13 protein-coding genes are annotated in these 20,814 nt (G+C 35.3%); 8 read left to right on the top strand and 5 right to left on the bottom strand.

Annotated elements, in window-relative coordinates; all coding sequences use genetic code 11:
* Positions 1-333 precede the first annotated feature (333 nt).
* The 6 genes from ABID42_RS03635 (at position 334) to ABID42_RS03610 (ending at position 15,831) form a co-directional block, all read left to right on the top strand.
* On the top strand, positions 334-3,699 hold the full coding sequence (locus tag ABID42_RS03635) for a VCBS repeat-containing protein (protein WP_367282475.1): 3,366 nt from the start codon (positions 334-336) through the stop codon (positions 3,697-3,699).
* Positions 3,699-4,292, top strand: a complete 594-nt coding sequence (locus tag ABID42_RS03630) for a hypothetical protein (protein ID WP_367282474.1) — start codon at positions 3,699-3,701, stop codon at positions 4,290-4,292. Before ABID42_RS03635 ends, ABID42_RS03630 begins: the two co-directional genes overlap by 1 nt.
* Positions 4,293-4,295: 3 nt before the next feature.
* Positions 4,296-7,634, top strand: a complete 3,339-nt coding sequence (locus ABID42_RS03625; protein ID WP_367282473.1) for a VCBS repeat-containing protein — start codon at positions 4,296-4,298, stop codon at positions 7,632-7,634.
* Positions 7,635-7,949: 315 nt separating this feature from the next.
* Positions 7,950-11,282, top strand: coding sequence for a VCBS repeat-containing protein (locus ABID42_RS03620; protein WP_367282472.1), 3,333 nt, complete (start codon positions 7,950-7,952; stop codon positions 11,280-11,282).
* Between the two features lie 5 nt (positions 11,283-11,287).
* On the top strand, positions 11,288-13,264 hold the full coding sequence (locus tag ABID42_RS03615) for a glycoside hydrolase family 127 protein (protein ID WP_367282471.1): 1,977 nt from the start codon (positions 11,288-11,290) through the stop codon (positions 13,262-13,264).
* A 203-nt stretch (positions 13,265-13,467) separates the two neighbouring features.
* Positions 13,468-15,831: a beta-L-arabinofuranosidase domain-containing protein gene (locus ABID42_RS03610; RefSeq protein WP_367282470.1), complete on the top strand. Its 2,364-nt coding sequence runs from the start codon at positions 13,468-13,470 to the stop codon at positions 15,829-15,831.
* A gap of 179 nt (positions 15,832-16,010) precedes the next feature.
* Here the strand turns inward: ABID42_RS03610 and ABID42_RS03605 are convergent, their stop codons facing one another.
* The 5 genes from ABID42_RS03605 to ABID42_RS03585 form a co-directional block, all read right to left on the bottom strand.
* The gene (locus tag ABID42_RS03605) at positions 16,011-16,406 is read right to left on the bottom strand and encodes a hypothetical protein (protein WP_367282469.1); all 396 of its coding nucleotides are present in this window, start codon (positions 16,404-16,406) and stop codon (positions 16,011-16,013) included.
* Positions 16,390-17,130, bottom strand: a complete 741-nt coding sequence (locus ABID42_RS03600) for a class I SAM-dependent methyltransferase (protein ID WP_367282468.1) — start codon at positions 17,128-17,130, stop codon at positions 16,390-16,392. The genes ABID42_RS03605 and ABID42_RS03600 overlap by 17 nt, the downstream gene beginning before the upstream one ends.
* A complete protein-coding gene (locus tag ABID42_RS03595) occupies positions 17,127-17,867 on the bottom strand; it encodes a DUF2071 domain-containing protein (protein WP_367282467.1) in 741 nt (246 codons plus the stop codon). Before ABID42_RS03595 ends, ABID42_RS03600 begins: the two co-directional genes overlap by 4 nt.
* 14 nt (positions 17,868-17,881) lie before the next feature.
* Positions 17,882-18,301 (bottom strand): DoxX-like family protein, encoded by a 420-nt coding sequence (locus ABID42_RS03590; protein ID WP_367282466.1) that lies wholly within the window; start codon positions 18,299-18,301, stop codon positions 17,882-17,884.
* 266 nt (positions 18,302-18,567) lie between these two features.
* The gene (locus ABID42_RS03585; protein WP_367282465.1) at positions 18,568-19,002 is read right to left on the bottom strand and encodes a winged helix-turn-helix transcriptional regulator; all 435 of its coding nucleotides are present in this window, start codon (positions 19,000-19,002) and stop codon (positions 18,568-18,570) included.
* Positions 19,003-19,102: 100 nt separating this feature from the next.
* Between ABID42_RS03585 and ABID42_RS03580 the strand changes: the two genes are divergently transcribed.
* Both ABID42_RS03580 and ABID42_RS03575 read left to right on the top strand, forming a co-directional pair.
* The gene (locus ABID42_RS03580; RefSeq protein ID WP_367282464.1) at positions 19,103-19,903 is read left to right on the top strand and encodes an SDR family oxidoreductase; all 801 of its coding nucleotides are present in this window, start codon (positions 19,103-19,105) and stop codon (positions 19,901-19,903) included.
* Between the two features lie 43 nt (positions 19,904-19,946).
* On the top strand, positions 19,947-20,807 hold the full coding sequence (locus ABID42_RS03575) for an alpha/beta fold hydrolase (protein ID WP_367282463.1): 861 nt from the start codon (positions 19,947-19,949) through the stop codon (positions 20,805-20,807).
* Positions 20,808-20,814: the final 7 nt, after the last annotated feature.

Genomic DNA, 20,814 nt, shown 5'->3' with positions numbered 1-20,814 from the left:
TTTTATTCATTTTTATACGGGAAATTGCGTGAAAAAGATGGGTCAACCTATCTCAGAGATGGGATTTTCTATCTTTTTCACGCAAAAAACCGCAAAAAAGAATCGACAACCTATCTCAGAGATAGGACAATCCATCAAAATGATAGGTTCTTCTCTCTCCGAGATGGATTGAGCTATCTAAAAGATGAGATTTCCTATCCTAAAGATAGAATTACACTTTTGCCATTGCCCGTGTCACCACGGGCGACAATGTGTTCTAACATAATTTGTAAATTGCTCGTGAAGACACGAGCAATGGCAAGAGATTATCAAAATATCAAAACAAAGAAATACATGTTTGTTCAAAAACGATTTTGTTGGCTGATTCCATTTTGTTGCTTGCTTTTTTCTTGCGAGAAAATGTCATCGTTCTTTGGCGAACAAAAGATGTTTAGCAATTTACCCACTTCTGAAACCAACATTGATTTTGAAAATAACCTTACTTATACCGAAGCATTTAACACTTATACTTACCGAAATTTTTACAATGGTGGCGGAGTAGCCATTGGCGATTTGAATAATGATGGCTTGCCCGATGTTTTCTTCTGTGGCAATATGGTCAGCAATAAATTGTACCTCAATAAAGGCGATTTAAGTTTTGAAGACATCACTGAAAATGCAGGTTTAACTACAGAAGATGTATGGTCAACAGGGGTAAGTATGGCAGATGTGAATGGCGATGGATGGCTAGATATTTATGTTTGTAAATCTGGAAAACCGGGCGGAGCTGAACGCAAAAATTCATTATACATCAACAACGGTATAAAAGCAGGAACAAACATTCCCACTTTTACTGACAAAGCTACTGAGTATGGCATTGCAGATTATGGGCTATCGACCCACGCAGCCTTTTTTGATTATGATAAAGATGGAGATTTGGATATGTATTTACTCAATAACTCTATCAGAACGGTTGGTATTTATGATTTAATCAAAGACCAACGCAAGATTCGTGACCCCAAAGGAGCGAATAAACTATACAGAAACAACGGAAATACTTTTGAGGATGTCAGCGAGAAAGCGGGTATTTATGGCAGTGCCATAGGTTTTGGCTTGGGTGTGACGATTGGCGATATTAATAAAGATGGTTGGCAAGACATTTATGTTTCAAACGATTTCTTTGAGAAAGATTACCTCTATATCAATCAAAAAGATGGTACTTTTTTAGAATCCTTAGAACAGTATATGGGCGAAATTAGTCTAGGCTCGATGGGAGCAGACATGGCAGATATTAATAATGATACTTATCCAGATGTATTTGTCACAGAAATGTTGCCAGAAAGTAACGAGCGAATTAAAACAAAAACGGCTTTTGAAGATTGGAACAAATATCATAGCAACATCTCAACGGGTTATCACAAACAATTTCCCAGAAATGTATTACAGCTTAGTTTAGGAAAAACCAATACGGGCGAAATGGCATTTAGCGAGATTTCCCGCTTGGCAGGCGTAAGTGCGACGGACTGGAGTTGGGGTGCTTTGATGGTAGATTTAGACAATGATGGTTTCAAAGATATTTATGTGGCAAATGGAATTTTCAAAGATTTAACCGATTTAGATTATATCAATTATTACGCCGACCCGATTACGATTAAAAGATTGATGCAGGAAAAAGGGAAGTTTTTAAAGGAATTGATAGATGCTATTCCTTCCAATCCTTTGCCGAATTATGTATTTCAAAATCAAGGAAATAAAGCTTCAGCTTTTCAGTTTAAAAATGTTGCCAAAGATTGGGGTTTGGATATTCCAAGCTTTTCAAATGGTTCAGCTTATGGAGATTTAGACAATGATGGAGATTTAGATTTGGTCATCAATAATGTAAATATGCCCGCAATGGTTTTGCGAAATAATGCCAGAACAGTGAATCCCAACCAACATTTTTTAAGTATCAAGCTCAAAGGTTTAGGAAAAAACACCGCTGCTTTAGGCACACAAGTAACGGTGTATGAACAAGGGAAACGTTTTTATCAAGAATTAGCACCGATGCGAGGTTATCAATCTACCGTAGATGACAGATTGCATTTTGGTTTAGGCGATATTCAGGAAGTAGATTCAATCCAAATTCTTTGGGCAAATCAAAGTTCAAAAGTATTGAAAAAAGTAAAAACCAATCAGTTTTTAACGATTCAACAAGAAGTATCTGAAACAATTCACGCTCAGAAACAGATAGTTGAAAAGACGATTTTCCAAGACGTCACCAATGAATTTGGATTGAATTATCAGCATCAAAAAAGTGCTTTTATTGATTTCAATCGTGAGCCATTACTCTTTCATGGCATTGAAAATAAGAGTACTCAGACGGCAGTGGCAGACGTAAATGGCGATGGTTTAGAAGATGTTTTTGTGGCAGGTTCTTTTGGAAAAGCGGGACAATTGTATCTCCAAACCAAAGCAGAGAAATTTGAAGTATCGGCACAAACGTGTTTTGAAAAAGATAAATTTCATGAAGATACCGCCGTACTTTTCTTTGATGCCAACGGCGATACTTTCCCTGATTTATACTTTGCCAGTGGTGGAACAGCTTTTATTGATAATGCTCCAGAATTGAAAGATAGACTTTTTATCAATGATGGAAAAGGAAAATTCCAACTTGCAGAAAATGCCTTACCGAACATTTTAGAAAATACTTCTTGTGTAAAAGCAGCAGATTTTGACCAAGATGGTGACGAAGATTTACTTGTCGGTACAAGAGCAAAGGCATTTTATTATGGATTTTCGGTGAATGCACATCTTTTACAAAATGATGGTAAAGGGAATTTCAGGGAAGTAAGTAAGCAAATTGCCCCTGCTTTACAAGAAATCGGGATGGTGACAGATGCCACTTGGTTAGATTATGACCAAGACCACGATTTAGATTTTATATTAGTAGGCGAATGGATGGGCATCAAATTATTTGAAAATAACAGAGGAAAATTTACCGAAAAGAGTAAAGATTTAGGCTTTGAAAATAGCAATGGTTTTTGGAGTTGTCTTGCCATTGCAGACATCAATCAAGATGGTTTTCCTGATATTGTTGCAGGAAATTTAGGCGAAAATACTCGTTTGAAAGCCTCATTAGAAAAACCTTTAACCATGTATGCTCATGATTTTGACCAGAATGGAAAGAACGAACAAATCATCACGGCATATAATGGTGAAGAAGCATACCCTTTGGCAACTCGTAAAGATTTATTAGCTGAATTACCTTTGTTGAAACGCAAATTGCCTTTGGCAAAAGATTATGCACAAACCAAAATAGAAGATTTATTTGATGAAGATATTTTACATCAGGCAAAAAAATCTTCTGTGTTTACAACGGCATCCACTTGTTTTATGAATCAGGGAGGGAAATTTATCGCAAAAGTTTTACCGATTGAAGCCCAAATTGCACCGATTTATACTTTAGGACTCGATGATTTTGACGGCGATAAACAATTAGATATACTCTGTGGGGGGAATTTACATACCGCCAAGCCAGAAGTAGGCATTTACGATGCCAGTGTAGGGCAATTATTAAAAGGCGATGGTAAAGGGCATTTCAAAGTTTATTCAATGGCAAAGTCTGGTTTGTGTATCAAAGGAGAGATTAGAAGTATCAACAAAATAGCAGTCAAAGGGAAAGCACATTGGCTAATTGCTAAGAAGAACGAAAAAATAAGTATTATCAAGCATACTTTGTAATGGAAAAATTTATGAAAATCAATCAATTATATATTTGGTCTTTGCTGTTTGTTCTGCTTTTTGGAGCTTGTGAACAAACGCCAGAAGAACAATATTTAAGCTTAGAGTCGGATGAATTAGCGACAAAAGTTCGTCATGACAAGCTTTTTAAAGGACTTTACTTGGGCATGAAAGATTCTACTTTTTTTGATTTTTGTTTGAAGAAAAACATTCATAAAGATTTCTTTCAAGGCGGACAAAAAAATAGCGCTTGGATTACGACGAAAATACAAGTACCCAATCGTAAAACCTTAGAAATTAATTTTTTCCCAACCTTTAAAGCCCAAAAAATAGCCGAAGTAAATTCAGCATTTTATTATCAAGATGCAGTAGCTTGGAAAGTTGGAGCAAGTAATGATAAACTTTTGAGCGATGTAATTCAGCTTTTAGAATCTTGGTATCAACGAAAATTTATCAAGATAAATAGTCCTTACTTTTTCAAAAATGATGTTTTTGTTACGGTTCGTGGAAATTGTAGAATTGTAGTTTCGGAAGAAGCCCAAAGCAATGTCATCAATGTAAGATTTATAGATTTATTAGCCCCAAAACAGTAGTTCATGCAAGGTTTGAAAAGAAATAAATGGGTGCTGATGCTATCATTTACTTGTTGGGCTTGTCAGTGGAGTCAAAGTGAAAAACCTTTGTTTACCGAATTGTCGGCCGCCGAAACAGGCATTGATTTTCAGAATACCGTTACCGATACCAAAGATTTCAATATTTATACTTACCGAAATTTTTATAATGGCGGTGGCGTAGCCATTGGCGACATCAACAACGATGGTTGGCAAGATATTTACTTCACCGCCAACATGGGAAAAAACAAATTGTATTTGAACAAAGGCGATGGGAAATTTGAAGATATTGCTAAAAAAGCAGGCGTAGAAGGTACAAAAGCGTGGTCAACAGGCGTGACGATGGCAGATGTAAATGGCGATGGTTGGTTAGATATTTATGTTTGTAATTCAGGTGATGTAAAAGGTGACGACAAACAAAACGAACTTTTTATCAATAATCAAAACGGTACTTTTAGCGAAAAAGCCGAGGAATATGGCTTAGCAGACAAAGGTTTATCGACGCACGCCTCGTTTTTTGACTATGATCAAGATGGAGATTTGGATGTTTATATTCTGAATAATTCTTATCGCCCGATTGGCTCATTTAATTTGGCGACGATTGATAGAGATACTAGAGATGAATTAGGAGGCGATAAATTGTACAGAAATGATGGCGGAAAATTTAAAGACGTTAGTCAGGAAGCACACATTTATGGCAGTGCGATTGGCTTTGGTTTGGGTTTGGTTGTTTTGGATTTTAATGATGATGGTTGGTTGGATATGTATGTCTGTAATGATTTTTTTGAACGAGACTATCTGTATATTAATCAACATAATGGCACTTTTTCCGAAGAACTTACTCAGCAAATGCCTTCCATTTCTCAGGCAAGTATGGGAGCCGATGCCGCTGATTTAAACCATGATGGTTTACCAGAATTGTTTGTAACAGAAATGTTACCGAAAGACGAAGAAAGACTGAAAACTTCTATGACTTTCGAGAATTGGAATAAGTATCAATACAACCAAAAGTATGGTTATCATCAGCAGTTTACACGCAATATGTTGCAACTCAACAATGGAGCAAACGAGCTTTCAAAAGGTTCTTTTAGTGAAATTGGAAGGTTTGCTGGCATAGAAGCGACCGACTGGAGTTGGGGTGCTTTGATGGTAGATTTTGATAATGATGGTTGGCGAGATATTTATGTGAGTAATGGCATTTATAAAGATATTTTGAATCAAGATTATTTGAAATTTATTTCAAGCGATGCTTTTGCCAAAACGGTTATCTCTAAAGATGGTGTAGATTACAAGAAATTAATCGACATTATTCCATCCAAACCGATTGAAAACTACGTTTTTGCAGGCAAACCTGATTTAGCTTTTGAAGACAAAACCAACGCTTGGGGGCTTAATACACCCAGTTTTTCTAATGGTTCAGCTTATGGAGACTTAGACAATGATGGCGATTTAGATTTGGTTGTGAACAATGTCAATATGCCTGCTTTTGTGTATAGAAATGAAAGTAATAAAGTTGCTGAAAAAGGCAATTTTCTGAAAATACAACTCAAAGGAAAAGATAAGAATACCGCAGCGATTGGAGCAAAAGTAATAGCCTTTTCAGCAGGAAAACAGTACATGGTAGAGCAAATTCCGTCTCGTGGTTTTCAATCTTCAGTAAGTAATGTCTTACAAATTGGTTTAGGGAAAAATACTAAAATTGACTCCTTGTACATTCGTTGGCCAAGAGGTTTGTTTACTAAAATGTATCAAGTGAAAGTAAATCAAACTTTAGTTTTTGATGAAAAAACAGCTTCAACTTTTACTCTAAATCCTAAATCAAGCAAGCAAAATATTACTTTCTGGAAAGATATTTCGAAGGATTTTTCAGCAGATTTTTCGCATCAAGAAAATACTTATAGCGATTTTGACGATGTGCCTTTACTGTTTCAAATGCTATCGACCGAAGGACCACATTTGGCAGTAGCTGATGTAAATGGCGATGGTTTGGAAGATGTTTTTATCGGTACTGGCAAAGGATTTCCTGCTAAATTATTGCAACAAAAAGCGGATGGCAGTTTTGTACAGACCAATCAAAAGCTTTTGGAAATGGACAAAAATGCAGAAGATGTTGATGCCATTTTCTTCGATGCTGACCAAGACCATGATTTGGATTTGTACGTGGCAAGCGGTGGGAGTGAGGTAGAAGAGCAAAGTAATGAGCTAAGCGACCGATTGTATTTTAATGATGGCAAAGGGAATTTTACAAAATCATTCCAATTTTTACCAACGATTAAATTTGAAAATACAGCTTGTGTAAAACCTGCTGATTTCGACCAAGATGGTGATATTGATTTGTTTGTGGGCATTCGTGCTGCTAATCGGCATTATGGTTTGCCACAAAATGGCTATTTTTTACAAAATAATGGCAAAGGGCTTTTTAGCAATATTACACCAAAAATTGCTCCAGCTTTAAATCAAATCGGTTTGATTCGTGATGCAAAATGGATTGATGTTGATAAAGATAAACAGCTTGATTTGGTAATTATTGGCGAATGGATGGGCGTTCATGTTTTCAAAAATTCGCAGGGGAAATTTGAAGATATTTCTGAAAAATTAGGTTTGTCAAATTTAAAAGGTTGGTGGAATACGATTCAATCGGCTGATTTGGATAATGATGGCGATGAAGATTTGATACTCGGAAATCATGGATTAAATTCCAGATTTAGAGCATCTGAAAGTAAACCGATTCAACTTTTTGCCAGTGATTTTGATAACAATGGTTTCTTTGAGCAAATTCTGTGTACTTACAATGGCGAAGAATCTTACCCTTTGGTTTTGCACCAAAATATCACGGCTCAGCTACCTTATTTGAAGACGAAGTACTTGAAAAATGAAAGCTATAAAAGCCAGAAAATCAATGATTTGTTTACCAATGAGCAATTATCAAAAGCGACAAAACTGGAAGTAAATACTTTAGAAAGTGTGGTACTAATCAATCAACAAAAAGATAGATTTAGGGTACAAAAATTGCCTTATCAAGCACAGCTTTTTCCGATTTATGCTGTTCATGTAACAGACATAAACCACGATAAATTTCCAGATTTGATTGTGGGTGGAAATCTCTACGAAGCGAAGCCAGAAGTAGGCAGATACGATGCTGGTCGTGGACTTTGCTTATTAGGAAAAGGCGACGGTACTTTTTCGGTCATGCCGAATAAATCGGCTGGTATTTATGTAGAAGGACAAATCAGAGATTTCAAAACCTTGAAAGTGGGTAAAAAAGAAGTATTAATGGTCGCTAAAAATGGGGCTAAGTTTCAGGTTTTTAGTAAGGAAAAGTAATTTAGTTTTCTTACTTCTCTTGAGAAATAAGAAGGAATTGTAAGGAAAAATGGATAGCGTTTATTGTAGTAAGATTTTGAGTCTCTTTAAAAGTTTAGCTTGATTTAAACCTTTCCAAGCAGTACTTCCTTCCTTTGGGCAGACCTTACTTTTCTTTCATCAAGGAAAGAAAAGTAACAAAAGAAAATCAAGAAATTCCAAACTCGCTTCGCTCAAACAGTGGAATTTCGGAAAATGCTTACGCCTGATTATTATAAAATGCAATAGTTTAATTTTAGAAAACAAGAACAAGTTATTAATATATTTTCAAATCGAATGATTCCCCAAAAAGCAAATAGAATTTGTAATGATTTATACTTAAAAAGAGTTGTTTGGGCTTTTTTGAGTCTGCTTTTGTTTGCTGCTTGTTCTTCTGAAAAAAAGCCTTTGTTTCAATTATTAGAGAATAAAAATACGAAAGTTGACTTCGTAAATCGCTTTTTAGAAACGGAAGAAGTAAACCTGAACGAATATTTATATGCTTATAATGGCGGTGGCGTGGCAGTTGGCGACATCAATAATGACGGTTTTCCTGATATGTATTTTACAGCTAATCAATCTGGCAATACTTTGTATCTGAATAAAAGTAAAGAAAATGAACAGATTAGCTTTGAAGACATTACTCAAAAAGCAGGCGTAAAAGGTTTTTCAGGTAAAAATTATTGGACTACTGGTGTAGTAATGGTGGACATTAATCATGACGGTTGGTTAGATATTTATGTCAGTCAAATGTCTGGTTATAAAGGATTTACTGGTAGAAACCTATTGTTTGTCAATAATCATAATCTTACTTTTTCCGAGAAAGCAAAAGAGTATCAACTTGATTTAGTCGGTTACTGTCAGCAAGCGGCTTTTTTTGATTATGATAACGATGGCGATTTAGATTTATATCAATTGAATCATTCAGTTCATAGTCCAGAAGTATATCTTAACACGAATCTTCGCAATAAAAGAGATTCATTGGCAGGCGATAAATTATTAAGAAATGATAATGGAAAATTTGTTGATGTCAGCGAAAAAGCTGGAATTTGGGGTTGGGCTGCTGCTTATGGTTTGGCAGTTGGTGTCGCTGATTTAGATAATAATGGCTTTGCTGACATTTATGTTTCCAATGATTTCCATGAAAATGATTATGTCTATTTCAATCAAGGCGACGGCACTTTTCTGGAAAAAAGCAAAGAAGCGACCACTTACACCAGTAATTTTTCGATGGGTAGCGACATTGCCGATATTAATAATGATGGCTTGCTGGATATTATGACTTTAGACATGAAGCCTGACGACGATATTGTCAGGAAGCAATCGGCAGGTGCAGATCCTTTTGATATTTTTCAGTTCAAACTTAGTTTTGGTTATCAAGCACAATTTCCAAGGAATATGCTACAATTGAATCAAGGAAATTTGGACGGAAAAGTTGGTTGTCGATTTTCTGAAATTGGTCAGTTGGCAGGCGTGGATGCTACCGATTGGAGTTGGTCAACACTTTTGGCGGATTTAGATAATGATGGATTGAAGGATATTTTTGTTTCAAATGGCATTTATCGTCGCCCGAATGATTTAGATTACATCAATTATACTTATCAGAAAAATGTCAAGAAAAGTTCTTCTTTGAAACTTTCGCAAATGATGCCAAGTGGAGCAGAACACAACTTTGCGTATAGGAATCAGGGTAACTTACAATTTGAGGACGTTTCGCAAGCTTGGGGATTTTCAACGGTGGGCTATTCGATGGGAACGGCCTATGCTGATTTAGACAATGATGGCGATTTAGATTTAGTCATTAATAACCTCAATGCTTTGGCTTCCATCTATGAAAACAAATCGAATGAGGAAGAAAATCATTACTTAAAAATTCAACTAAAAGGCGAAGGGAAAAACCCCTTTGGTGTTGGAGTAAAAGTAGAAATAATCACCCAAAAAGGTAAAATTGTTCAGGAATTACAGCCTACTCGTGGATGGCTTTCTTCGGTAGATTATGTCTTGAATTTTGGTTTAGGAGCAATTAAAACGATTCAAGAAATAAAAGTAACTTGGGCAAATGGTAAAGTACAAGTATTGAAAAATGTACCTGTTAATCAATTACTTATCCTTTCTGAAAAGAATGCTTTTCGTAAAAAATCTTTACCCGAAAATCCCCAACAAACACCTTGGCAAGATATTACTGAGCAAAGTAATCTCAAATTTGCTCATCAAGAAAACCCTTATTTAGATTTTGCTAATGAACGTTTAATGCCACAAATGCTATCCACACAAGGGCCAAAAATAGCAGTGGCAGATGTAAATGGCGACGGTTTAGAAGACTTTTTTGTAGGCGGAGCCATGAACCAAGCAGGTGTTTTGTATCTACAGAAAAACGAAAAATTTGTACTTGGAAATCAGCAGGCATTTATGGCGGATAAACAATATGAAGATGCTGATATTCAATTTTTTGATGCTGATAATGATAACGATTTAGACTTGTTGATACTCAGTGCAGGAGGACAAACGAATGAGGCGAGTCTTACGCCATTAAGATTGTACTTGAATGATGGCAAAGCAAACTTTAGTCGTTCGCCAAAAGAAATGCCTTTACTTTGGAGTAATAAATCTTGTGTGGTGACGGCAGATTTCAATGAGGATAAGCGAATGGATATTTTTGTAGGAGTGCGTTCTATTGTAAAACAATATGGTATTTCAGTAGATAGTTATGTGCTGATAAATCGAGGAAATGGAGAATTTGCTTTAGATATGAGTGCAAAAACTGCCATTTTCAAAAATTTGGGTATGGTTACTTCAGCCATTTGGATGCCCAAGAGTAAAGAGTTGGTCGTGGCTGGAGATTGGATGCCAATTACTATTTTGAAAAGAGAAGCAAACGGTGTTTTCTCTAAAAGGATTATTGAACATACGGCAGGTTGGTGGAATTGTTTGAAAGCCTGTGATTTAGACAATGATGGAGACATGGATATTTTGGCTGGAAACAGAGGCATTAATTCAGACTTAAGGGCAAGCACAGAAAACCCTGTGACATTGATGGTGAAAGATTTCGACAATAGTTTTTCTACCGACCCCATTATTTGTCATTTCAGAAATGGAAATGAAAGGCTTTATGAAGGCTTGGATGAAATCAAAAAGCAAATGCCTATGATTCAAAATCGTTTCCATGAGTATAAGTTTTTTGCGGTGAGTCAATTAAAAGATATTTTTCCGGAAGCACTCAAAAAAAATGCTGTGATTAAAAAAGTAGAAACTTTTGAATCGCTCCAATTAATCAATGACGGACAAAGTAATTTTCAAATAAAAGTACTTCCTAAACATTTTCAGTTTGCACCGATTTATGCTTTTTGTGCCAAAGATTTTAATCAAGATGGAAAAATTGATTTAGTTTCTGGTGGTAATTTCTCAGGATTCAAACCCAATTTGGGCATGATGAAAGCAAGTGTTGGTACTTATTCAGAAGGCAATTCAAAAGGTAATTTTAATCATATTCAAGCTTATAAAAGTGGCTTAAATATTTCAAAAGAAGTACGTGATATTCAATCAATTCGGCTCGGAAATAATGATTGTCTTTTGATAGCCAACAATAACGAACATATCCAATTATTTCAATTTTTAAAAAATCAACAATAAATACTATGAAAAAAGTACTCATTATGGCGTGTTGGCTTTTGGCTTTTCATGCCAATGCCCAAAAGCTTTCTTATGACTATCCTATCAAACCGATTGATTTTACAAAAGTAAAAGTAACAGGCGGTTTCTGGAAAAGTCGTTTGGATACAGTTGAAAACAAAACGATTCCTTATGCTTTTCAGAAATGCGAGGAAACGGGCAGAATTAATAATTTTATTTTTGCTGGCGGACTAAAAGAAGGAAAGTTTAAAGGAAGTTTTGGTTTTGATGATTCGGACGTTTATAAAATCATCGAAGGAGCTTCTTACTCTTTGATGAACGAACGCAATCCTAAATTGGACGCTTATTTGGACAAAGTAATTTCGTACATCGACGCTGCTCAAGAAGATGATGGCTATTTATATACGGCTTGGACTTTGAAAGCGAATGATTACAATAAATTCCAATGTTGTTCTTATGACCCTAAAGGTAGATTTTTGGGTGAAAAAATGAGCCATGAGTTTTATGACGCTGGTCACATGTACGAAGCGGCGGTTGCTCATTACGTCGCTACTGGTAAAAAGTCATTCTTGAATATTGCTACTAAAAATGCAGATTTGATTTATGATTTGTGTGTAAATAAAGGTTTACAAAGCTATTCGGGACATCAAGAAATAGAGTTGGGTTTGATTAAATTATTCAGAGTAACCAATAATAAAAAGTACCTTGACTTAGCAAAATTATTGCTTGAAAGACGTGGCCATCAGCCACTTACTGGTAAAAAGACCGACTTTGATAGTCCTGCTTATTCGCAAGACCATTTGCCTGTAACTCAGCAAGATGAAGCCGTAGGGCACTCGGTGCGTGCAGTTTATATGTATGCGGCAATGGCAGATATTGCCGCCATTACGGGCGACAAAGCGTATCTCAAAGCGATTGACAAACTTTGGGAAGATATTGTCAGTAAAAAAATGTATGTAACTGGTGGTTTGGGAGCGGCACATGGCATCGAAGGTTTTGATGTAGCTTATGCTTTACCAAACGACGCTTATGCAGAAACCTGTGCGGCTATTGCCAATGTTTATTGGAATCACCGTATGTTTTTATTGCATGGCGAATCTAAATACATGGACGTTTTAGAAAGAACTTTGTACAATGGTTTGATGTCGGGATTGTCTTTAGAAGGGGACAAATTCTTTTATCCAAATCCACTTGTATTTGATGGAAAAGAAAAGTTCAATCAAGGAGCTACTTGCCGCAGTCCGTGGTTTGATTGTTCATGCTGTCCTTCAAATCTTTCAAGATTTGTGCCTTCGGTTTCGGGTTATGTGTATGCCGTAAAAGACAACAGCATTTTTGTAAACTTATTTATGAATTCAGAAGCGACTTTAGCGGTAAATAATCAAACAATTCAATTGGCTCAAACAACGAATTATCCTTGGAGTGGCGAAGTAAATTTATCAGTCAAAACTTCAAAATTAACGCCTGCTACTTTGCGTATTCGTATTCCAGGTTGGTCGCAAAACGAAGCCGTACCAAGTGATTTATATTATTTCAACGCTACTTCGTCCGCCAAAACTATCATTAAATTAAATGGTAAAGCGGTTACTTATAAAATCGAAAATGGCTATGCTTTAATTAATAATGCTTGGAAAAGTGGCGATAAAGTAAGTATCAGTTTCCCAATGGAAAACAAAACTTTGACAAGTAATGTCAATATCAAGGCAAATGCGAATAAAGTAGCTGTTCAAAGAGGTCCAATGTTATTTTGCGTAGAAGCACAAGACAATGACAATCACGCTTTAGACATTTCCTTGAACGAACAAGCACCTTTGACGGCAGAATATCAAAAAGACTTATTGAACGGAGTAACCGTTTTAAAAGGAAAAGGCTGGATAAATACCAGCGAAGGCAAACAAGCAGTACCGATTCAAATGGTTCCTTATGTTGTTTGGGGACACAGAGATATTAAACCGATGGCTGTTTGGTTAGGGAAAAATTAATATTTTATTACTTATCTGTTTGGAAAGTCATAACGCTTTACTTTCCAAACAGATTTTTTATATTATTTGTAATAATTAAAAATAGAATAATGATATATAATTGTTGACTTATTCTGATAAATGCTTATATTTGTGTCAAATTAACACATTTTAAAATTACCTATTTAGCTTTTATCAAAAACGTTATCCAAGAACAAAATTTTATGTTTTTAAGAACAACACTTTCATTTTTATTGCTTTTTGTCTCTTGTCCAAAAGACTTTGCTCAAGAAGTAAATACTAAACTTCAAAGCTTTCCACTTCAATCTGTTCGTTTAAAGGCGGGTCTATTTTTAAATGCCCAACAGGTTGATTTAAAGTACATTTTGGCTATGAATCCTGATAGATTATTGGCGCCATACTTGATTGATGCAGGTTTGCCATTGAAAGCTGAACGCTACGGAAACTGGGAAAATTCTGGTTTAGACGGACATATCGGCGGACATTATTTATCTGCTTTGGCATTGATGTATGCTTCCACTGATAACCTTGAAATAAAAAAAAGGCTGGATTACATGGTGTCGGAATTGGCAAAATGTCAGGAAAAAAATGGTGATGGTTATGTAGGTGGCATTCCGCAAGGGAAAGTATTTTGGAGTAGAATTGCCAAAGGAGACTTGGATGGAAGTGGCTTCGGTTTGAATAATACTTGGGTGCCTTTGTACAACATTCATAAATTATTTGCGGGTTTGCAAGATGCTTATACCGTTGCAGGAAATAAACAAGCGCTGAACGTTTTGGTAAAATTAGCGGATTGGTTTGCCCAAACAATTCAGAATTTGAATGATGAACAAATTCAAAAAATGCTGAAAACAGAACACGGTGGCATGAACGAAGTGTTTGCTAATCTTTATGAAATCACGAATGAGAAAAAGTATTTAGCAATTGCTCAAAAAATATCACATCGTGCGATACTTGACCCACTGTTGGCTCAAAAAGATGCTTTGACGGGTTTGCACGCCAATACGCAAATTCCAAAAGTAATTGGCTTTCAAAAAATTGCTGACTTAACGCATAACCAAGATTGGGCAAATGCGGCGAATTTTTTCTGGGAAAATGTGAGTGCCAAACGTAGCGTTTCGTTTGGGGGAAATAGTTTCAGAGAACATTTTAATCCTGTCAATGATTTTACGCCTATGTTGGAATCCAATCAAGGACCAGAAACTTGTAATTCATACAATATGCTGAAACTGACGAAATCTTTGTTTTTGTCAGAACCCAAAGCTAATTATATCGACTTTTTTGAACGTACGCTTTTCAACCATATTTTATCGTCACAACATCCGACAAAAGGTGGATTTGTCTATTTTACGCCCATTCGTCCACGTCATTATCGGGTCTATTCTCAGCCACAAGAAGGTTTTTGGTGTTGTGTGGGTTCTGGAATAGAAAATCATGGAAAGTACGGCGAAATGATTTATGCACATACTGACAAAGATTTGTATGTAAATCTTTTTATGGCTTCTACTTTGAATTGGAAAGAAAAAGGCTTGATGCTGACGCAAAATACACAGTTTCCTAATAATCAAAATTCAGAAATCACTTTAAAACTGAATAAACCGCAAACTTTTACGCTCTATGTTCGCTATCCGAAATGGGTAAAAGAAAAGGCTTTTCAAATAAAAGTAAATGGTAAAACTTTTACGGTGAATGAAAAACCATCATCATTTATTGCGATTAACAGAACTTGGAAATCGGGGGATAAAGTATCGCTTACTTTCCCAATGGAAACTACTGCCGAAACACTTCCAGATGGTTCGCCTTGGGTTTCGTTTGTGCATGGACCAATTGTATTGGCTGCCAAAACGGATACAACAGACTTAAAAGGACTTTTTGCCGACGATAGTAGAATGGGACATGAAGCTTCTGGAAAATTATATCCTTTAGACGAAGCACCAATTTTGGTGAGTAATTCTAATGAATATTTATCAAAAATTCAGCCAATTAAAAACCAGAAATTAGCCTTTTCAATGGGTGATGCGCTTTATCCAGCCAAGTACCAAACGCTTACTTTGATTCCTTTTTACCAATTGCACGATGCCCGTTATATGATGTATTTTCCTGTGATGAATCAAGAGAAATTGGCGGGTAAAATTCAGGAAATGAAAGAAAAGGAACAAGTAAAATTAGCTTTAGAACAACAAACCATTGACCAAATTACTTTGGGTGAACAACAACCCGAAGCCGACCATCATTTTCAAGGAAATCAATCGAATGTTGGTGGAGAGCTTGGAGCGTTCTGGAGAAGTACGACTGATTGGATAAGTTATGATTTAAGAAATAACGAGCAAAATGCTCAGAAAATCAGAATTACTTTTGGCAATGAAAACCGAGTAAGAGATTTTGATATTTTAATTGATAATCAGTTATTTAAATCCGTTCAATTCGAGGCTGTAAAATCAAGAAAGCCATTTGAAGTAGATTATGAATTGCCTGCCGAATGGAATAAAAAGCTTATCAATATCAAATTTGTCGCAAAAAATAAGCAAAGTACTGGCGCAATTTATAGTATTAGATTGATGAAGTAAAAACAAATTTTTTAGAAACGGTAGTGGTAAACTTTCTGGTTACTGCTACCGTTTCTTTTGTCTGAATGTTGGCTCCATAGGAAGGCAGTGTTAGCATGAAGTAAAATATCATCTCAGTCTTGTATTAGCTTTAAAATGTTAAAATAATTTAAAGTTTTTAAGTAACGACTACCATTTGATTATGAAAAGGCAATACTTAAAAATATAAAACTCAAATAAGCCCACAAACAGACAAAAATAATGTGAACAAAGGTTTCAAAAGTTTTGCCTTTCCAAAGAATTGACGAGTAGCCAAAAAACTGGATGAAGAGTCGAACAGCCCAAAATATGCCAAAACCCAAACAAATATGCTTTCCTAAATGACTATTTGCTAATTCATTGGAAGAACACACACATAAAAGTCCCATCAGTAAAACCGTAAGAGCTATAAACAAAGTATGAACGTACATCATTTGTTTGTTAATCAAACTCAGCTTATTTAATTCTTGTTGCCAATTGAAGTATTTTGGAAAAACACCATGAACAACTGCCAAAATAACCAAAAGGATTCCTATTGCTTTAAGATGCAATTCCATTCTTTGTGAGGGTAAAAGTTGAAATAAATGTAGTGATTTTCTGCTCTTTTTTAACGCTAAGGGATGCTTTTTGAAAAAGTCCTAACCAAGAATTTCTTGAATAAAAGTGTAAAAAGCCAATATTATAAGCTAAAAAATTTGGAAAATCTCTTAGATGTTCAGTTATGACTATTGTACCTGTTGGTTTAATGATGCGTTTCAATTCTTTAAAAAATGTAATACGTTCTTGTTCATCTCTGATTTCATGTGAGGCAAAAATCACAAAAACCATATCGGCAGCGTTATCGGCAATTGGCAAATGATTTGTACTTACAGACTTTGTACTTGGAAAACTTGGATAAGCTTTTCTTGCTCTTTTGATTGAAATTTCTGTATGCTTCGTTGGTTCGTAAAAGTCAAATACCAAAAGTTCAGCTTCATTAAACTTGGACTCAAGTAAAATACTTGTTTCGTCAAAACCAGCATGAATATTAACAATGGTGGCGGAACACTTTACGGAGCTATTATCTATCCAATTTAACATATAAAGACCCGATAAATCATACACATACAATGAAACACAAAGTGAAACAAGGGTAGGAACAAGTACCAATAATTCGATAGTCCGCAAGTATGGTAGATAGTTTTCTGGTAACAAAAGGCAACATAGCAAAGCGATTGACCCTATATAAAAATGCCAATTAAAACGAATAATATTCCAAACTCCTTGAAAAGGCTTTCTCATTTTTCCCAACTTTCAATTTTACCTTTTTTCCAAAAATAAGGGATATTTTTGATAACAAAAGCATTCGCAAGTACAATGTTTTGTAAATCTAAAGCATCTAAAAAGGGAATTTTATACGCTTTTATTTGCACAGGCTTTGGTATCCAATTTTCTCTCATTCCTTCAATGATTAATACTTTTTTATTTTTTGCATCATAATGAAAAGTAAAAGGCAAAGGACCGGCGTATCTTCTGGCTTCTTTCCAATCTTTGAATGGCGAGTTTTGAGGTAATAAAACTTCTTGTTTGGTGTTTTCAACGATAATCTCAAATGCTGATTTTTTCGATGTTATTCTTGTACAAGTATCATCTTGGATCTGCGAAATATCCGTAGTTGAGTAATTATAATGCGTAAAGATGTTGCCCAAGTATTCCATTTTCTTCTTGTCTGTTTCCGACTTTAGAATGTATAAGCCTCTTAATCTCTTCCCATTAGTATTCGTGTAGCGAACAAATATGCGATAGCCGATTAAAAAGAAATCGTTTCCCAAAAATTTAGGGAATCCTTTCGGTCTAAGTTCTGTGGTTTGTACCATTGCAACGGCAACAAAAGCCCATTTGTTATCAAAAACGTCTAAAGCTAAACAGGGAGGAAGAAGATTTTCCAACTGTTCTTTGGGTACAGCAAATGTCAAAACGGTTGAGCTTTTGAAGTAAGCCTCAACGGCAAAAAGCTGATTTTTCAGGCAAGAGAACATTCTAAAAAATGGTTTTAGTTCTTATTAAATCGAAACTCATTTATATAAACGACAGCGATGAAAACTAAAGCAAAAAGTGCATTGAATTTGCCCCAAAGTAATAAATCAGGCACAAAGAAAAACTCAAGTATGTTCATAATTGCTACGATGATGATTTGAACCCAAGCATTCAACTTTGAACTTATTTTACTTAAAAACCAAATCGCCATCACCATTTCGGCAATACCAATTGCAAGTGTCAAGAATCGTGCATATTCAATGCTTACAATTCTTGCAACAATTTGTTGGTGTCGTGGCACAAGGTTTAATACCTTGCAAAACAGTCCATTAATCAGCCAAATAGCAGCTACGCAATAGGTCAAAAGGTTATGAATGGCTTTATTATTCATCTTAAGAGAGAGTAGTTTACTTGATTTTTCTAAACTATTCGACATTTTACGAAATCAATTACAACTTGAAATAGTAAAGAAAATACTCCATAGGAGTACAATATCGGTAGAAATGTTTTTAGTAAAGATACTGATAGTTCCATAGGAACGAAATATACCGTTCCTATGGAACTATGCTTGGGAAATGGATTTGTGATTTCTATCGAAAATTTGATTTGAGTATTAGCCCACTGCATTTTATTTATCGTTCAAAGTAGAAAGAAGACTTTGAATAACGAGAGGGCGTTAAGCCATTCGCTTCAAACCCCTTATTAGCTGCTGCTTTTATGCTCGGTTATTTTGTTTTTTAATGTTTCTGTAACCTGTTTTACAAATTTGTCTTTATCTTTTTTGGCTTCTTTGATTGTAGCTTTTATGTCGGTTGGTATTTCATAATACTTTTCCGACCAAATGTAAACTTCCATTAAAATTGGCAATAACTCAATTCCTTTTTGTGTAAGTCTGTACAAAATTTTTGCCTTACTGTCGGGGTGTGCTGATTTTTCAATTACACCATTTTCTTCAAGTCCTTTCAATCTTGAGGCTAAAATATTAGTAGCAATACCTTCTTCCGATTTTAAAAAGTCATTATAGGTACATTTATTTCCGAACATCAAGTCTCGGATGATGAGTAATGACCACTTGTCGCCGAATACGTCAAGCGAACAACTCAATGGGCAGTCAGATCTTTTTTTATTTGTGTTCATAAAATATTTTTAAAAATAACTTGCATTTTGAAAGTTGTTTGTATCTTTGTACTTGCAATTTGAAAGTAAATTTACAAGTAAAATTTTAAATCAAGTAATCATGAGTAAAACAATTTTAGTAACAGGGGCGTCATCAGGGTTTGGGCTTCTAATCGCAAATAAGCTTCATAAAAGTGGATATAATGTAATCGGCACAAGTCGCAACCCTGAAAAGTATGCTTCAAAGTTGCCTTTCAAAATGATAGCTTTAGACCTTGATTCAGAGCAATCAATAAACACTTTTCCAGAAAGAATTTTCAAGGAAATAGGTCAGTTGGATATTCTTATCAATAATGCTGGTTTTTTAGTGTCAGGTATTGCAGAAGAAACGCCAATTGAGTTAGGTAGGCAACAATTGGAAACTAACTTTTGGGGAACTATCAAAGTAACAAATGCGGTATTACCTTACTTTAGAAAACAAAAATTCGGTCAAATAATAACTGTGGGCTCAATAATTGGACTTGTGTCATTTCCCAATGCCGCTTATTATGCCGCTTCAAAACACGCATTAGAGGGTTATTTTAAATCATTACGTTATGAACTGAACGAGTTTAATATCAGTGTTTCTATGATTGAGCCTGCTGCTTTCAAAACCAATATTTTAGATAATTCATCAACGACCTTAAATAAAATTGAAGATTATAATTCTTTAAGAGGCAAGATTGAAAAATTCACTAAGGACTTAGTAGAACAAGCTGAAGACCCTGAAATGGTTGCAGAAAAAGTGCTTAAAGTAGTTCAAACAGATAAGCCAAAATTTAGGAATATTGTAGGTAAAGGCACTTCTATCTTGATTAATTTGCAGCATTTTGCTTATGGAATTTTAGAAAAAAATGTTCTCAAACAATTAAACAATGCTTAAAATGAAAAGTACATTTTTTCTAGTAATTTTAATAATTCTAAAAATGACAGCAACAAATGCACAAAGTGGAAACTACTCTTACGTAACAGTTCCCACCAAATTTGTAGAAGCTAACGGTATAAAATTTGCATACCGTTCTTATGGTAAAGAAGGTGATATTCCTGTTATTTATTTTAATCACCTAACCGCTAATCTTGATAATTGCGACCCAAGAATAATGGATGCCATTGCGGCCAACCGTCAAATTATTTCTTTTGATTACCGGGGCGTAGGTGCAACTACAGGTGATCAGGGAACAAGTATTCCTGATATGGCAAAAGATGCTATTGCCTTTATTCATGCCTTGGGATATAAACAAGTGGATATTGTAGCATTTTCTATGGGTGGTTTTATTACTCAGGAATTACTTTTAATAGAACCTACTTTGGCTCGAAAAATTGTACTTGCGGGCACTGGTCCTCGTGGTGGTAAAGGTGTTAGCGATGTGGTCGGCTTAACTTACAAGGATATTTTTAAAGGACTCTTCACTTTCAGAGACCCTAAATTTTATTTGTTCTTTACACAAAATAAAGTAGGTAAGGCTGCTGCTCGTGATTTTCTGAAAAGATTGAAAGAAAGAACCGAAAACCGAGATAAGAAAGTAAAACTAAGTGTGTTGAAAAAACAGCTTAAAGCCATTAAAAATTGGGGAAATGATAAGCCTGCCGATTTGAGTGTTTTTAAGCATCCTGTGTTAGTAGTCAATGGTGATAATGATAGAATGGTGCCTACACCAAATTCGTATGATTTGGCAAATCGTTTTACTAATTCTGAAATTGTAATTTATCCGAATTCAGGGCATGGCGGTATATTCCAGTATCACGAAGAATTTCTTAAAAAAGCATTACCATTTTTAACTAAATAAAATAAAA

The sequence above is a fragment of the Arcicella rosea genome (genome assembly GCF_040543805.1).
Classification (GTDB): domain Bacteria; phylum Bacteroidota; class Bacteroidia; order Cytophagales; family Spirosomataceae; genus Arcicella; species Arcicella rosea.
Note: the sequence above shows the minus strand (reverse complement) of the source record. Positions and strands in the feature narration are given on the sequence as shown.

Bases quoted from the DNA above. Each gene is read 5' to 3' on its own strand.
- ABID42_RS03585 (WP_367282465.1), bottom strand. From the start codon at position 19,002: ATGAACACAAATAAAAAAAGATCTGACTGCCCATTGAGTTGTTCGCTT.
- ABID42_RS03605 (WP_367282469.1), bottom strand. From the start codon at position 16,406: ATGGAATTGCATCTTAAAGCAATAGGAATCCTTTTGGTTATTTTGGCA.
- ABID42_RS03635 (WP_367282475.1), top strand. From the start codon at position 334: ATGTTTGTTCAAAAACGATTTTGTTGGCTGATTCCATTTTGTTGCTTG.
- ABID42_RS03615 (WP_367282471.1), top strand. From the start codon at position 11,288: ATGAAAAAAGTACTCATTATGGCGTGTTGGCTTTTGGCTTTTCATGCC.
- ABID42_RS03600 (WP_367282468.1), bottom strand. From the start codon at position 17,130: ATGAGAAAGCCTTTTCAAGGAGTTTGGAATATTATTCGTTTTAATTGG.
- ABID42_RS03580 (WP_367282464.1), top strand. From the start codon at position 19,103: ATGAGTAAAACAATTTTAGTAACAGGGGCGTCATCAGGGTTTGGGCTT.
- ABID42_RS03630 (WP_367282474.1), top strand. From the start codon at position 3,699: ATGGAAAAATTTATGAAAATCAATCAATTATATATTTGGTCTTTGCTG.
- ABID42_RS03595 (WP_367282467.1), bottom strand. From the start codon at position 17,867: ATGTTCTCTTGCCTGAAAAATCAGCTTTTTGCCGTTGAGGCTTACTTC.
- ABID42_RS03625 (WP_367282473.1), top strand. From the start codon at position 4,296: ATGCAAGGTTTGAAAAGAAATAAATGGGTGCTGATGCTATCATTTACT.
- ABID42_RS03590 (WP_367282466.1), bottom strand. From the start codon at position 18,301: ATGTCGAATAGTTTAGAAAAATCAAGTAAACTACTCTCTCTTAAGATG.
- ABID42_RS03620 (WP_367282472.1), top strand. From the start codon at position 7,950: ATGATTCCCCAAAAAGCAAATAGAATTTGTAATGATTTATACTTAAAA.
- ABID42_RS03575 (WP_367282463.1), top strand. From the start codon at position 19,947: ATGACAGCAACAAATGCACAAAGTGGAAACTACTCTTACGTAACAGTT.
- ABID42_RS03610 (WP_367282470.1), top strand. From the start codon at position 13,468: ATGTTTTTAAGAACAACACTTTCATTTTTATTGCTTTTTGTCTCTTGT.